Source organism: Kitasatospora nipponensis (assembly GCF_039528135.1).
Taxonomy (GTDB): domain Bacteria; phylum Actinomycetota; class Actinomycetes; order Streptomycetales; family Streptomycetaceae; genus Kitasatospora; species Kitasatospora nipponensis.
The window spans coordinates 8,547-23,129 of the sequence record NZ_BAAALF010000004.1 but is presented as its reverse complement, the minus strand read 5'-3'; the positions used below and the strand labels follow the sequence as shown (position 1 = coordinate 23,129).

The window sequence follows — 14,583 nt, the reverse complement described above, 5'->3', positions numbered from 1 at the left end:
GGCGAGGGCCGGTCAGGTCCGGCGGATCGGTGTGGCGGCGGGGGAGGGGGCCCGTTCGGGGCGGCCGCGGATGGTCTGCAGGCCCGCCAGCTCCGCGTCCCCGCGCACCAGCGCGACCGCGCGGTCCACCGGCAGCGGGTGGGCGAAGAGGTAGCCCTGGCCCAGCGGACAGCCCATCGAGGTGAGCAGGTCGCGCTGGTCGGTGTTCTCGATGCCCTCGGCGATCACCTGCACGCCCAGCGTGTCGGCGATCCGGGCGATGCCCTCGACCAGGGCGTACTGCTGCTGGGAGAGCGCCAGGCCGTCGATGAACGACTTGTCGATCTTCAGGATCGAGATCGGGAACTCGCGCAGGTAGCTCAGCGAGGAGTAGCCGGTCCCGAAGTCGTCGATGGCGATGCCGACCCCGAGCTCGCCGAGCGCCTGCATGTCGGCGCGCACCCGCTCGTCGCGGCGCATCAGCACGCTCTCGGTCAGCTCCAGGATGAGCGTGCCGGGGGCGATCCCCGAGTTGCGCACCGTCTCGCGGACCACGTCCACGAAGCCGGCGTCGCGGAACTGGCGGGCCGAGACGTTCACGTTGACCTGCAGCGGCGGGCGCTGGTCGCGCCGGCGCCGCCCGTTGCTCAGGTGCTGCCAGGACGCGGTGTCGGCGACCGCGCGCTCCAGCACCCAGGCGCCGAGCTGGACGATCTGCCCGCTCTCCTCGGCGACCGGGATGAACTCGTCGGGCAGCACCATGCCGCGCTGCACGTGCGGCCAGCGCACCAGCGCCTCGAAGGCCACCAGGCCGCCGGTGGCCAGGTCGACGATCGGCTGGTACTGCAGGGCGAACGCGGAGTCGGCGATCGCGATCGCGCTGTCCAGGTGCTCGCCCAGCTCGTGCCGCTCGATCAGCCCGGCCTGCAGGGCCGGCTGGTAGTGCCGCCACTGCCGCTTGCCGGCCGCCTTGGCCGCGTACAGCGCGAGGTCGGCGTGGGTGAGCAGTTCGGCGGAGTCCACGCTGTCCTCGGTGGTGGCGACCCCGATGCTGGCGGCCACCCGCACCGCGCCCGAGCTGAGCCGGAACGGCTCGGCCAGCGCGCCGAGCACGCTGTCGGCGATCGCCTCCACGTCGGCGGGGCGCAGCGCGTCCTCGACCAGCACCGCGAACTCGTCGCCGCCCAGGCGCGCGGCGGTGTCCGAGGTGCGCAGCGCGGTGGAGACCCGCAGCGAGACGGCCACCAGCAGCTCGTCGCCGACCGCGTGCCCCTGGGTGTCGTTGACCACCTTGAAGTCGTCCAGGTCGATGAAGAGCACGCCGGTCACCGTGCCGCCGCGCTCGCTGCGGGAGAGCGCGTGGCCCACCCGGTCCTGGAAGAGCACCCGGTTGGCCAGGCCCGTCAGCGAGTCGTGGAAGGCCCGGTGGGTGAGCTCGCGCTCCATCTGGCGCTGCTCGGTGACGTCGCGCAGGGTGAGCACCAGCCCGCCGACGGTGGGGTCGCCGCGCAGGTCGTTGCAGCGCACCTCGGCCTCGATGGGGGTGCGGTCGTGCCGCAGCAGGCGCCAGTGCTCGCGCTGCTCGGCCTGGTCACGCGCGCGCATCCGCAGCAGCGCGTTGCCCACCGCGCGGCTGTCCTCGACCGGTACCAGGTCGGTCAGCCGGGTGCCCTCCAGGCTCGGGTAGCCGAGCACCCGCTCGGCCGACGAGCTCGCGTACCGGATGCTGTCGTCGGTGGTCAGGATCAGGATCACGTCCGAGGCGCTCTGCACCAGGGTGCGGAAGTAGGCCTCGCTGTTGCGCCGGATGACCTCCTGGCTGAGCACCACGCGCTCGACGGCCAGCGCCGACTGGGCGGCCACGATCTCCAGGGAGCCCCATAAGGCGGTGAGCTCCTGCGCGGTGCCGGTGACGATCAGCGCCCCGATCAGCGGGTCGCCCGAGGGCCGCTCCTCCAGGCTCAGCGGGCAGAGCAGGGCGCTGGGCATGCCGGCCAGCCTCGCGGCCAGCGCGGTGCCGAGCTCCTCGGTGCGCAGCAGCCGGGTCTCGGGGCCCGCCGCCAGCGCGAGCACCTGGTCGGAGGCCCCGGTCTCGTTGCAGCGGTCGGTGCCGCGCCGGGCCTGGCGCACGTGCAGCACGCCGTTCTCGCTCACCGCCAGCAGCGCCTGGTGGCCGTCCTCGCGGGGCATCAGGCGGGTGGCCACCGCCTGGACCGCGTCGGCCACCTCCTCCACGGAGACGGCGGAGGTCAGCAGTCCGCCCACCTCGCGCAGCGCGCGCTCGCGGGCCAGCGCCTGGCGGTGCACCACCACGATGCCGGTCAGCCGGGAGAGCACCAGCAGGAAGAGCACCGCGGAGAAGGCGCCGATCACCGCGGCGTGGCTGGTGATGCCGTGCGCCGCCTCCAGCAGCAAGATCCCCGGGGCGATCAGCGAGGCGAGGGTGAGCAGGGCGAGGCGGCCGGCGGTGATGTCGGTCTGCTGGGAGGGGATGGGGCGGGTCAGCTCCAGCATCGAGGGGTGCAGCGCCGCCGCGCCCCAGGCGCAGTACAGCACCGCCCAGCCCAGGTCGACCGGGGTGCCGATCCGCCAGGTGCCGTGCAGCTGGATCAGGCCGTACAGGATGTCGGAGACCAGCAGGCCCACCGTGCCGAAGGTGAGCAGCAGCAGGGCCGGGCTCTTGCCGCCGCGCGGCACCAGCAGGCGCAGCAGCATGGCCAGGATCAGGATGTCGCCCAGCGGGTAGGCGATCGAGATCGCCTTCTGCACCCAGGTCAGTCCGGCGGTGTGCACGTTCGGCAGGATCAGGTAGATCCAGACCAGCAGTCCCAGGCCCACGGTCAGGGTCAGCGCGTCGATCAGGCTGGCCCAGTCCCGGTGGGCGGTGCGCCAGCGGATGAAGAGCCAGACGCCGATCGCGTAGAGCAGGTACTCGGCGAGGTAGAAGCCGTCGGCCAGCGAGGGGAAGGGGTTGTCCAGGTGCAGGTAGTCGTTCTGCACCACCTGGACGACCTCGCCGGCGGTGAAGCTGAGGTTCGCCAGCGCCAGGAGCAGCCAGGGCAACGGGTGCGAGGGGCGGTTGAGCCGCACACCGATCACGATCGCGATCGCGCTGCTCAGCCCGATGCCGGTCCACCAGATGATCCGCTGGTCCGGGTACTCGTAGTAGATGCTGGTGAGGACCACCATCCACAGCAGGTAGCAGGCCATCAGCTGCTGTCGTCGGCGCGTCAAGAGTGCGACCTCCTCAGCGACATCGCCGAAAGGCAATTCCCGGCGGGAAACCGCTGCGCTCGGGATTCGGCGGTGTGGTCCGGTAAACGGCTTCGGGGCGGTTGAACGGCTTCGGATCGGGGAATTGCGTCGGGTCGTGAACCGCGTCGGACGGGAGCCGCTTCGGGCGGGAATGTCCCGGCGGAACGGCCTTTCGGAAACCGGCCGGCGGGCGCCGGAATATCCCTGGACGGGAATTCGGAAGTCCGAACTGATCGGAGTCCGGTCCGGCCGTCGGCTCGGGCACCGTGCGGCATCTATCGTGAGTATAGTCGGGAGGGTGGGCAGCGCGCCCGGTGCTCGTGGAGCGCACCGCCCGATCTCCCGGTGCCTTTTCCGCCGCAATTCAGCGCGACGGCGAGGTCGGCCCGACCTCGCCGCACACCCCGACCGCGCCAGTGCGACAAACCCCCCGAGGTCACGACCGTGGACGAACCGATGGGTGCCCTACCCGACAGTGGCGGCCGCCACGCAGTTCTGCGCAACGGCGGCGGACAGTATGCGCTCTGGCCCGGTCATCTGCCGACTCCGGCCGGCTGGCGGACGGTGTTCGCCGCCGACTCGCGCCGCGCCTGCGTGGCCGAGGTGGAGAAACGCTGGACGGAACTGCGCCCCACCGCGCCCGGCGCGGTGGACGGGGGCCCGGACGGCGGCGCGCCGGGTGGCGGCCCGGGCGGCGGCGCGCCGGCCCACCCGCCCGATCGGGCGCAGGCCGCCCGCGCCCCGCAGGCCCTCGCCGTGCTCGCCGAGGACGGCGAGCTCAGCTACCGCGAGCTGGACGCCCGCAGCGACCGGCTGGCCCGCGAGCTGCTGGGCCTCGGGATGCGTCCCGGGGCGGTGCTGCCGGTCTGCCTGCCGCGCGGCGCGGACCTGGTGGTGGCCCTGCTGGCGGTGCTCAAGGCCGGCGGCGCCTACCTGCCGCTCGACCCGACCCATCCCGACCGCCGGCTCGTCCAGCTGGTGCAGGACAGCGGCGCCGAGCTGCTGCTCACCAGCCGCGGGCACCGGCGGCGCTTCGCCGGGGGCCCGGCCGCCACCGTGGTGGTGGAGGAGCAGCGCGAGCCGAGCCCCGAGGCCGACCGGGAACCGCCGCCCGACCCGGCCCTGGCCACCGACCCGGCCTACCTGATCTACACCTCCGGCACCACCGGGACGCCCAAGGGCGTGCTGGTGGCGCACCGCTCGCTGGTCTTCACCCTGGAGCGGGTGGCCGACGCCTACGCCCTGGCGCCGGGCGACCGGGTGCTCCAGCTCGCGGCGCTGGGCTTCGACACCTCGCTGGAGCAGATCTTCGCCACGCTGCTCAGCGGCGCCACCCTGGTGCTCGGCGGCGCCACCACCTGGGCGCCCACGGACCTGCTCGACCGGCTGCCGCGGCTGGGGATCACCGTGGCCGACCTCACCCCCGCCTACTGGCACCACTTCCTGAGCCTGCTCCCGGACCACGACCCGACCCCGCTGGGCCTGCGGTTAGTGATCGTCGGCGGTGACACCGTGCACGCCGACGACTGCCGCACCTGTCTGCGCCGGCTGCCCGCCGCCCGGCTGGTCAACGCCTACGGGGTGACCGAGGCCGCGGTCACCTCCACCCTCGGCGAGGTGACCCTCGCCGTCCTGGACGCCGCGCCCGCCGCGCCGGTGCCGATCGGCAAACCGCTGCCCGGCACCCGGGTGCACCTGCTGGACGCCGAGCTGCGCCCGGTGCGCCCCGGCGAGAAGGGCGAGATCCACCTCGGCGGCCCCGGCGTGGCGCTCGGCTACTGGGGGCGCCCGGGCCTGACCGCCGAACGCTTCCTGCCCGACCCGTACGCGGACGTGCCCGGCGAGCGGATGTACCGCACCGGGGACGCCGGCCGCTGGCGCCCGGACGGCAACCTGGAGTTGCTGGGCCGCTTCGACGACCAGGTCAAGGTGCGCGGCTTCCGGGTCGACCCGATCGAGGTCGAGTCGGTGCTGGCGGCCCACCCCTCGGTGCGGATGGTGCGGGTCTGCCCGGACGAGGGCGGCGAGAGCGAGCGGACCCTGACCGCCTTCTACACCCTGGCCGACCGCACCGACACCGACGCCGGCTCCCGCCGGGCCGGCCTGCGCCGCTACCTGGCCGAGCGGCTGCCGGAGTTCATGGTGCCCGCCGAGTTCGTGCTGCTGGACCGGATGCCGCTGACCCCGGCCGGCAAGATCGACCGCCGCCGGCTGCCGCGCAGCGAGCCCCTGCTGCGCCGCCGGGCCCAGGAGGTGGACGGCGCGGCCGCCCGCGCGGGCGGTGCGGGTGGCGCGGGCGCGGGTGGTGTGAGCGGGGTGAACGGCTCGAACGGCGCGACCGGCTCCAGCGCCGCCCGCCGCGGGGTGGCCCAGCTCTGGTCGGAGGTGCTCGGCGTCGAGCAGGTCCACGACGGCGACGACTTCTTCGCGCTCGGCGGCAACTCGCTGCTGCTGATGGAGATGCTGGCGCGGGCCCGGATCATGTTCGGCATCGAGGTGACCCGGATCCGCTTCCTGACCCGCTCACTGCTGCGCGACCCGCGGATGACCGCGTTCGCCGCCGCGATCGACACCGCGCGGGCCGGCGCGGTCGCCGCCGCGGGCGGCTCGGTGGACGCACTGGCCGACGCGGCCCTGGGCGACGGCCTGCAGCGCACCGGCGGCCACCCGCGCCCGCGCCGCGAGCGGCCGGCCGAGCTGCTGCTGACCGGGGCGACCGGCTTCTGCGGCGTGCACCTGCTGGACACCCTGCTCGCCGAGACGGACGCCCGGATCCACTGCCTGGTCCGCGCCCCGGACGAGGAGCACGCGCTGGAGCGGCTGCGCTCCGCGCACCAGCGCTTCCTCCGTCGCGACCTGGTCTCCGACCGGGTGCTGCCGGTGGTCGGCGACCTCGCCCAACCGCGGCTGGGCCTGAGCGAGCAGCGCTTCGAGCAACTGGCGCTCAGCCTGGACGCGATCCACCACCTGGGCGGGCAGGTCAACTTCATCTACCCCTACCACCAGTTGCGGGCACCGAACGTGGCGGCCACCCGGGAGGTGGTCCGGCTGGCCGGGCACGCCCGGGGGATACCCGTGCACTACCTCTCCACCCTGGCGGTGCTGGCCGGATTCGGTGCGGCCGGGGTGGCCGAGGTCGGCGAGGGGACCCCGCTGGACCACCCGGACCGGCTGGGGGTGGGCTACGTGGAGAGCAAGTGGGCGGCCGAGCAGCTGCTGCACAACGCCGCCGCGGCCGGCCTGCCGGTCACCATCGTGCGGACCAACGACGTCACCGGCGACCTGACCACCGGTGCGATGAACACCGGCACCGAGATCTGCGCCCTGATCAAGTACGTTGCGGACACCGGCAGTTGCCCCGACGTGCGGCTGCTGCTCGACTTCGTGCCGGCCGACCGGTTCAGCCGGGCGCTGGCGCACCTGGCCGCCCACGCCCCGGCCACCGGGGAGGTCTACCACCTGGCCAGCCCGCGGCCGGTGCCGCTGAGCGTGCTCGCCCAGCGGCTGCGGGCCCGCGGTCACCCGGTCGAGGAACAGCCCTACCCGCTCTGGGTGGAGGGGCTGGTGCGGTTCGCGGCCGGGCACCCGACCCACCCGATGACGCCGTTCGTCCCGCTCTTCGTGGACCGCTGCCCGGGCAGCGAACTGTCCATCAGCGAGATGTACTTCCGGCCGACCTTCCCGCTCTTCGACCACGCCAACGCGCAGCGGGCGCTGCGCGGCAGCGGGATCGAGCTGCCGCCGGTGGACGACGCGCTGCTCGACCTCTACCTCGACCACCTGCAGTCCAGCGGCTGGCTGGCGCCGCCGGCCCGGGTCTCGCCCCGCTCCGACGCCGCCGACGCCGTTGACGCCGCTGAGGCCGGTGCTGCCGGTGCCCTGAGGCCTGACGCCGCCGGCGTCCCCGAGCGGAGGGGACGGGCGCGGTGAGCGCCGCCCGGCCCGCCTGGGACGCGCTGGACCTGGCCGGCGCGCCCGGTGACGCGCCCGCCGCGTTCTGCGCCGACCTCAGCTCCGAGGGCCTGCTGGCCGCCTACCGCTGCGGCCTCTTCCCGCTGCCGGCCGCCGACGAGTACGCCCGCAGCCTCAACGAGGTGCTCTTCGAGGACCAGGTCGCCGCCGGCGCCATCGCGCTGCTGGGCGAGGACGACCAGACCCCCTACCGGGTGGCCTGGTGGTCCCCGGACCCGCGCCCGGTGATCCGGCTGGACCGGGTCCGGCTCGGCAGCCGGCTGGCCCGCCGACTGCGCAACAAGCTGGCCTGGTCGACCAGTCTGGACCGGGCGTTCACCGCGGTGGTGGCCGGCTGCACGGCCGGCCGCGAGCAGCACTGGCTCACCGGCGAGCTGCGGGCGGGCCTGGGACACCTGCACGAGAGCGGTTGGGCGCACAGCGTGGAGGTCTGGGAGGACGGCGTCGACGGGGAGTTGATCGGCGGCGCGTTCGGGCTGCGGGTCGGGCCGGTGCTCAGCCTGGACTCGATGTTCAACCGCCGCCCGGACGCGGCCCGGGTGGCGATCGCCGACCTCGCGGCCCGGTTCGCCGAGGCCGGCGGGCGCCTGCTGGACGCCCAGTGGGACAGCCCGCACATCCGCAGCCTGGGCGCCGTCCCGATCACCCGGGACCGCTACCTGAGCACCCTGCGCGAGCCCGCCGCCGGCCACCCGCTGCCCGCGGCGCCCCGCCCGGCCGCCCGGCTGGCCTGAGGCCGTACGGGCCTGCCGCGGAGCGGGCCCGGCTCAGCGGTGGGCGCCGACGGTGCGCAGGGCGTCGTCCACGATCGCGTTGAGGTGGGCGTGGTGGGCGCCGCGCCAGTAGACCTGGGCGCACGCGGTGCACTGCGCGAAGGCGTCGTAGGACCGCTCGGTGCCGTCGCGCAGCTGCGCGTGCACCGCGTCCTTGGCGGCCGTGCGCAGCACCCCGTTGCAGGCGGTGCAGCGCGTCCAGGGGGCCAGCGGTGGCGCGAACCGGGAGAGCACGTCGGTCAGTTGCTCGTCCGGCCGGTGGCTGTAGACGTACGCGCCGGCCCACAGCTCCCGGCGCCGCAGCAGGCCGCGGTCGCGCGAGAGCAGCACCCGGCGGTCGGCGGCCGAGCGGGCGGCGAGCGCGGCGTCGCCGATGTCGGGGTTCTCGTAGGCGGCGTCCACGCCGAGCAGCCGCAGGCGGCGGGCGAGGGTGCCGAGGTGGACGTCGAGCAGGAAGCGGGCGGGGCCGGGCAGCGGCTGGGGGCGGCTGACGCCCTGGACGGTGACCCGCTCGCCGTCGGCGGGCAGGTGCGAGGTGGGCACCGGGCGGCCGTCCACGAGCAGGGCGCCGACCTCGGTCAGCGGGATCCCCAGCGACTCCACCAGGTGCCCGAGGGTCGCGGCGCCGTCGCTGCGCACCACCGCGTGCTCGCCGCGGTGCCGTGCACCGACGAACAGGTGCAGCTCGGCGGCCAGGTCCAGGCTGATCTCGGGTCTCTCCACCCGGCCAGCATGGCAGTGTGACCGGGGCCGCTGCCAGGCAATTGTGGGGTGCTGCCGGGGCTCAGCGGTGAACGCCGAGTGTCCGCAGGACCTCGTCGACCATCGCCCGCTCGCGCTCGTGGTGGGCGCCGTGGAAGCAGTACATGCCGCAGTCGTCGCACCGGGCGAAGGCGCCGTGGCGGCGCACGGTGCCGTCGGGCAACTGCCGGCACTGCGGCTCCTGGCCGGTCGTGCGCAGCGGGCCGTTGCAGAAGACGCAGCGCGTCCAGGGGGCCAGCGGTGGCGCGAACCGGGCGAGCACCTCGGCCAGTTGCTCGGCGGGCCGGCGACGGTGGACGATCGCGCCGGCCCACAGCTCCCGGCGCCGCAGCAGGCCGCGGTCGCGCGAGAGCAGCACCCGGCGGTCGGCGGCCGAGCGGGCGGCGAGCGCGGCGTCGCCGATGTCCGGGTTCTCGTAGGCGGTGTCGACCCCCAGCAGCCGCAGGCGGCGGGCGAGGGTGCCGAGGTGGACGTCGAGCAGGAAGCGGGCGGGGCCGGGCAGCGGCTGGGGGCGGCTGACGCCCTGGACGGTGACCCGCTCGCCGTCGGCGGGCAGGTGCGAGGCGGGGACCGGGCGGCCGTCCACGAGCAGGGCGCCGACCTCGGTCAGCGGGACCCCCAGCGACTCCACCAGCTGCCCGAGCGTCGCGGCGCCGTCGGCGGCCACCGGCGCGTGCCGCTCGCGGTGCCGGGCGGCGACGAGCCCGTGCAGCTCGGGGGCCAGGCTGAGGCCGATCTGCGCCCGTCTGCCCACCTGGCTCTCCGCCCGTTTGTCGACCTGTTCTTCCACCGGGTCAGCATGGCAGCGCGATGCGGGCCGCTGCGAGGGGATCGTGCCCACCTGTCGGGGCACGAACGGGCCCCCCTTAGGATCGGAGACCGGTGGGGAGCGGGGGTCGGGTGGAGGCCGGGCGCCGCAGGCCGGTGCCTCGAGCCGAGGCGCCGGTGAACTCCCCGGTCGACGCGCCGAGTTCGACCTGGCCGACCCGGAATCCGCCGGGACGAGAGCACCTCGCTGTGAAGGAACGACGCAACTCATGGGCTCCACCCTGGTCATCACCAACGACTTCCCGCCCCGCCAGGGCGGCATCGAGACCTTCGTCCACGCCATGACCACGCGCATGCCGGCCGAGGACCTCGTCGTCTACACCTCGCACGAGCCCGGTGACGCCGCCTACGACGCGAAGCTGCCGTTCCCGGTGGTCCGCGACACCGCCCGCACCCTGCTGCCGACCGCGCGGGTCACCCGTCGGGCCGTCGAGGTGGCCAGGGCGCACGGCTGCGACCGGGTCTGGTTCGGCGCGGCCGCGCCGCTGGCGCTGATGGCACCGACCCTGCGCCGCAACGGCGTCCGGCGGATCGTGGCGACCACGCACGGCCACGAGATCTGGTGGGCGATGCTGCCCGGCGCCCGCCGGATGATGCGCCGGATCGGCGACGACGTGGACGTGGTGACCTACCTGGGCCAGTACACCCGCAGCCGGATAGAGGCCTCGCTCGGCCCGCGCGCCAGCATGAGCCGTCTGGTGCCCGGCGTGGACGCCGAGGTCTTCCAGCCGGCCGCCGAGCTGTCCGTCCAGCTGTCCTGCGAGCCGTCGACCGGGTCGGCCGGCGTACCGGCCGCCTCGGCCGCCTCGGCGGGCGCCGACGTCCGCGCGCAGCTCGGGCTGCAGGGCAAGCGGGTCATCCTGTGCGTGGCCCGGCTGGTGCCCCGCAAGGGCCAGGACACCCTGATCAAGGCCCTGCCGCTGATACAGCGCACGGTGCCGGAGGCGGTGCTGGTGCTGGTCGGCCAGGGTTCCCACGAACCGCGGCTGCGCAAGCTCGCGCAGCGCCACGGCAACGGTTCGGTGGTCTTCGTCGGCGGCAAGAAGCACGCCGAGACGCCGCCGTACTACGCGGCGGCCGACGTCTTCGCGATGCCCTGCCGCACCCGCAAGGCCGGCCTGGAGGCCGAGGGCCTGGGCATCGTCTTCCTGGAGGCGGCCGCCAGCGGCCTGCCGGTGGTGGTCGGTGACTCGGGCGGTGCCCCGGACACCGTCCTGGACGGCCGCACCGGCCACGTGGTGGACGGCACCGACCCGGCCGCGGTCGCCCGGGCCCTGACCGCCACCCTGCTGGACCCGCAGGTGGCGCGGATGGGCGAGGCCGGCCGCGCCTGGGTCCGCGACTCCTGGTCCTGGGACGCCTCCGCCCGCCACCTGACCGACCTGCTCTCCCCCGAGACCCCGCTGCCCACCACCTGAGGGCCGGGCCGGGCGCGGGGTTCCGGGGAGGGGGTCACGGGCCCCAGGTGGACCAGTGGGACCAGGAGGACCAGAGGGGGCCGAGGGAGAGCAGGATGCCGGCGGCCACCGCCGGCACGGCGAAGCGGGTGGCGCTGCCGCCGACCCGGACCGGCTCGCGCAGGCGGGTCTCCGGCGGGGCGCTGTCGATCTTGGCGAGCAGGACCCGGTCGGTCCACTCGGAGTCGCGGCGCGGGCGGGCGGTCACCCGCCACGGCCGGTCGGGCTCGTAGTCGACGAGCACGATCCTGCCGGCGCGGAAGTCGTCCAGGTCCATGATGTTCACCGTCACGCGCACCTCGACCCGGTAGGCCGGCCGGTCCGCCGGTGCCACCGTGAGGTCCAGCAGCAGCCGGGGGTCGGGCCCCTCGCTGACCGCCCGGGACGACTCCACCTTGGCGGGCGCGGCCCGGGTGGGCCCGGGCCGGTCGAGTCCGCGTCGGCGGCGCAGGCCCCCGTACAGCAGACCGAGGCCGGCGATCGCCGTCCACGGCACCAGGTTCACGCCGATCACGAAGAGTGCCACGTCGCCGCTGCCGAGACCCGGGATCCCGGCCACCACGCCGCCGATCTCGACGCCGAGCAGCACGCACAGCAAAAGTCCGATCCCGAACACATCGACTCCCTGTCCCTGTCGTGCGCCCTCCCGCGCCGTCCCGCGTTGTGCTGCGCTCCGGCGCGCATCGTACAGTCGGGCGAGCCCCGTCCGGCCGTCCGGCCCGGGGGGCTGCCGCGCACCGCAACTCCCTTGTGTACGAAGGGATCTGGGAGCGCATGCGAAGCACCCGAATCGTGACCTGGAATCCGCCTCGGGCGGGAACCCCGGGCCCTACGGTTCACGTCGCTGGCAACGCCGCACACCCCGCGGCCGGCGCGCGAAGCGAGCCAGCGGTACCCGCGGCACCGACCGCCTGACGAGAGAGACGGACGATGGACGGCCAGAGCGACGACAGAGCCGAGGACCGGGGCGAGGACGGAGCCGAGGGCGGCGCCGGGGTCAGCCCTGAGGCCGGCGCCGAGGCCGGCGCCGCCCAGGCCGCCGCGACCGCGGCCGACGGTCCGTGGACGCTGCCCGGCTACACCCAGGAGCGCGAGCTCGGCGCCGGGGCCAGCGGCCGGGTGGTGCTGGCCCGGCACGACGCCACCGGGACCCGGGTCGCGATCAAGTACCTGAGCGGCGCGGTCGGCGACACCACCGCGTTCCGGGCCGAGGCGGTGCTGCTCGGTGGCCTGCGCTCGCCGCAGGTGGCCGAGCTCTACGAGTACGTCGAGGGGCCGCAGGGCGCGGCGATCGTGATGGAGCTGGTGGACGGCCTCGCGCTGCGCGCGCTGCTGCGCCAGGAGGGCGCCACCACGCCGGAGGCCGCGCTGGTGGTGCTCAAGGGCTCGCTGCTCGGCCTGGCCGCCGCGCACGCGGCCGGCGTGGTGCACCGCGACTACAAGCCGGAGAACGTGCTGGTCGCGGCCGACGGCAGCTCCAAGCTGGTCGACTTCGGCATCGCGGCCCGCGACGGCGAGACCCCGGGCATCGCCGGCACCCCCGTCTACATGGCGCCCGAGCAGTGGGCCGGCCGGCCCGCCTCGCCCAGCGCCGACGTCTACGCGGCCACCGCCACCTTCTTCGAGTGCCTCACCGGCGCCAAGCCCTACAGCGGCACCACCATCGCCGAACTGGCGGTCCAGCACACCGAGGCGCCGATCCCCGACGAGCTCGCCCCCGCGCCGGTCCGGCCGCTGATCCGGGCCGGGCTGGCCAAGACGCCCGAGGAGCGCCCGGCCAGTGCGGCCGCGCTGGTCGAGGAACTGGAGCGGGTGGCCCGCGCCGGGTACGGCGAGGAGTGGGAGGAGCGCGGGCGCAACGCGCTGGCCGCGCTGGTGGCGCTGCTGCCGCTGGTGCTGCTCCCCTCCGGCGGGGCCGCCGGCGCCGGCACCACGGCGCTGGCGACCACCGTGCTCGGCGCGGGCGGCTCGGCGGTCGGCACCTTCGCGCCGGCCGGGTTCGCCGGCTTCGCGGCCTTCTCCGGGGTGGACGAGGACGCCGAGTGGTCGCAGCGCTCCCGCGAGCGGCGCCCGCGCGTGAGCCGGCGGGTGCGGGTGGTGGCCGGCGCGGTGGGGGCGGTCCTGCTGGCCGGCACCATGGCCCGGATCGCGGTGGCCGACGGCTCGGACGCCGCCGGCGTGACCTCGCTGTCCGCGCCGGTGCCCGAGCTGACCACCACGCTGGGGCCGGGCGGGGTGGTGACCACGACCCCGTGGGCCGACGCCCTGCCCTCCGCGTCGCCCTCCGCCTCGCCGTCGGACTCCCCCACCCCGTCGGCCTCGGCCTCGGCCTCGGCTTCGGCGTCGGCCAGTACGACGGCCTCGGCCTCGGCGACCACCAAGGCCCCGACGCCGGGCACCAGCACCCCGGGCGCCCCGACGCTCCCGGGCGCCCCGGCACCGACGGGTGCGGCCCCGACCACGGGCGCGCCGACCACGGCGCCGCCCACGCTGCCGGGCAGCGCCACGCCGACGCCGAGCGCGAGCCCGACGAAGCCCTCGACCTCACCGTCCAGCTCGCCCTCCAGCAGCCCGCCGGCCGTGCTGCACGTGACGTCGATACAGATCAGCCCCATCCAATGCGTCAACACCACCACCATCTCCGCCACGATCACGGTGGCCTCGGACGGCGCCGCCAATGGCACGCTGAACGTCAATTGGTCCGCCGACGGTGCCGCCAGCGGCAAAGCTGAGGGATACCCCCTGCTCAAGGGGCAGACCAAGGCCCAGATACCGGTCACGCACAGCTTCACCGGCAACGCTACTCAGTGGGTACTGCAGGCCTCGGCGCCGTATCCGCGAGCCTCGGCGAGTCAGTCCATCTACGCGTTCACCTGCAACCCGCCCCGCTGACCCCCGCCGCCCCCACGAACCCGCACGCCGCCAGGAAGCCATCATGACGCCACGCCCGCAGGACCCCGACCTCACCGAGTCCGTTGCCCAGCCGCCGCAGGGCCCGCAGCCCGCGGAACTCGACCGCACCGTGCGCCTCGACGCGGCGCCGGGGCCCGACCGCACGGTGGTGCTGGGCCGGCCGCCGGTCGTCGATCCGCGCCTGGCCCTGGTGGGCCCCGCGCCGACGGTGAACCTGGGCAAGGCGCCGGCTGCCGACCCCTCCACCGCGCAGACCGTACGGTTCGCACCGGCCGCGGACGCGGACAGCGCCACCTACCTCGACGGCGAGGTCTGGCCGACGCCGGGCAGCACGGTCGAACTGCCCAACGCCGCCGCCGTGTCGGGCGCCACCGTGGTGCTGCCCGACCCGGACGAGGCCGCACCGCAGGCCCCGGTTCCGGCCGCGGACCCGGACGGGCTGCGCCGGTTCGGCCCCGGTGTGCCGACCGGTGCCACCGTGGTCCCCGAGCAGGCCGCCGCCGTCTGGCACGGCACCGCCGAACCGCCCCGCAAGCGCCGTTGGCGGCGCTGGCTGCTCCTGCCGCTGCCGCTCGCGCTGCTGGCCGCTCTCGGGTACTGGGCCTGGCAGCAGTACGGTCGGCCGATGGTGGTTGAGTTGGGGG

8 protein-coding genes and 1 pseudogene are annotated in these 14,583 nt (G+C 75.3%); 5 read left to right on the top strand and 4 right to left on the bottom strand.

Annotated features, from left to right (window positions below; genetic code table 11):
- Positions 1 to 12: 12 nt before the first annotated feature.
- Positions 13 to 3,213, bottom strand: coding sequence for an EAL domain-containing protein (locus tag ABD323_RS02115; protein WP_344438329.1), 3,201 nt, complete (start codon positions 3,211 to 3,213; stop codon positions 13 to 15).
- Between the two features lie 477 nt (positions 3,214 to 3,690).
- Between ABD323_RS02115 and ABD323_RS02110 the strand changes: the two genes are divergently transcribed.
- On the top strand, positions 3,691 to 7,164 hold the full coding sequence (locus ABD323_RS02110; RefSeq protein WP_344438327.1) for an amino acid adenylation domain-containing protein: 3,474 nt from the start codon (positions 3,691 to 3,693) through the stop codon (positions 7,162 to 7,164).
- On the top strand, positions 7,161 to 7,940 hold the full coding sequence (locus ABD323_RS02105) for a leucyl/phenylalanyl-tRNA--protein transferase (protein WP_344438325.1): 780 nt from the start codon (positions 7,161 to 7,163) through the stop codon (positions 7,938 to 7,940). Before ABD323_RS02110 ends, ABD323_RS02105 begins: the two co-directional genes overlap by 4 nt.
- A 33-nt stretch (positions 7,941 to 7,973) precedes the next feature.
- Here ABD323_RS02105 and ABD323_RS02100 read toward each other — a convergent pair whose 3' ends face one another.
- Positions 7,974 to 8,702 carry a Mut7-C RNAse domain-containing protein gene (locus ABD323_RS02100; protein WP_344438323.1) on the bottom strand — a complete coding sequence of 243 codons (729 nt, stop codon included), beginning with the start codon at positions 8,700 to 8,702 and terminating at the stop codon, positions 7,974 to 7,976.
- Positions 8,703 to 8,763: 61 nt separating this feature from the next.
- Positions 8,764 to 9,531, bottom strand: coding sequence for a Mut7-C RNAse domain-containing protein (locus ABD323_RS02095; protein ID WP_425555831.1), 768 nt, complete (start codon positions 9,529 to 9,531; stop codon positions 8,764 to 8,766).
- A 247-nt stretch (positions 9,532 to 9,778) separates the two neighbouring features.
- On the opposite strand from ABD323_RS02095, the gene ABD323_RS02090 reads away from it, so the two are divergent.
- The gene (locus tag ABD323_RS02090) at positions 9,779 to 10,987 is read left to right on the top strand and encodes a glycosyltransferase family 4 protein (RefSeq protein ID WP_344438320.1); all 1,209 of its coding nucleotides are present in this window, start codon (positions 9,779 to 9,781) and stop codon (positions 10,985 to 10,987) included.
- A 34-nt stretch (positions 10,988 to 11,021) separates the two neighbouring features.
- Here the strand turns inward: ABD323_RS02090 and ABD323_RS02085 are convergent, their stop codons facing one another.
- Positions 11,022 to 11,642: a hypothetical protein gene (locus ABD323_RS02085; RefSeq protein WP_344438318.1), complete on the bottom strand. Its 621-nt coding sequence runs from the start codon at positions 11,640 to 11,642 to the stop codon at positions 11,022 to 11,024.
- A 314-nt stretch (positions 11,643 to 11,956) separates the two neighbouring features.
- On the opposite strand from ABD323_RS02085, the gene ABD323_RS02080 reads away from it, so the two are divergent.
- Complete coding sequence (locus ABD323_RS02080; protein WP_344438316.1) at positions 11,957 to 13,918, top strand: serine/threonine-protein kinase; 1,962 nt, start codon at positions 11,957 to 11,959, stop codon at positions 13,916 to 13,918.
- A gap of 43 nt (positions 13,919 to 13,961) precedes the next feature.
- Positions 13,962 to 14,583: pseudogene (locus tag ABD323_RS02075) on the top strand (hypothetical protein); the annotation flags it as partial.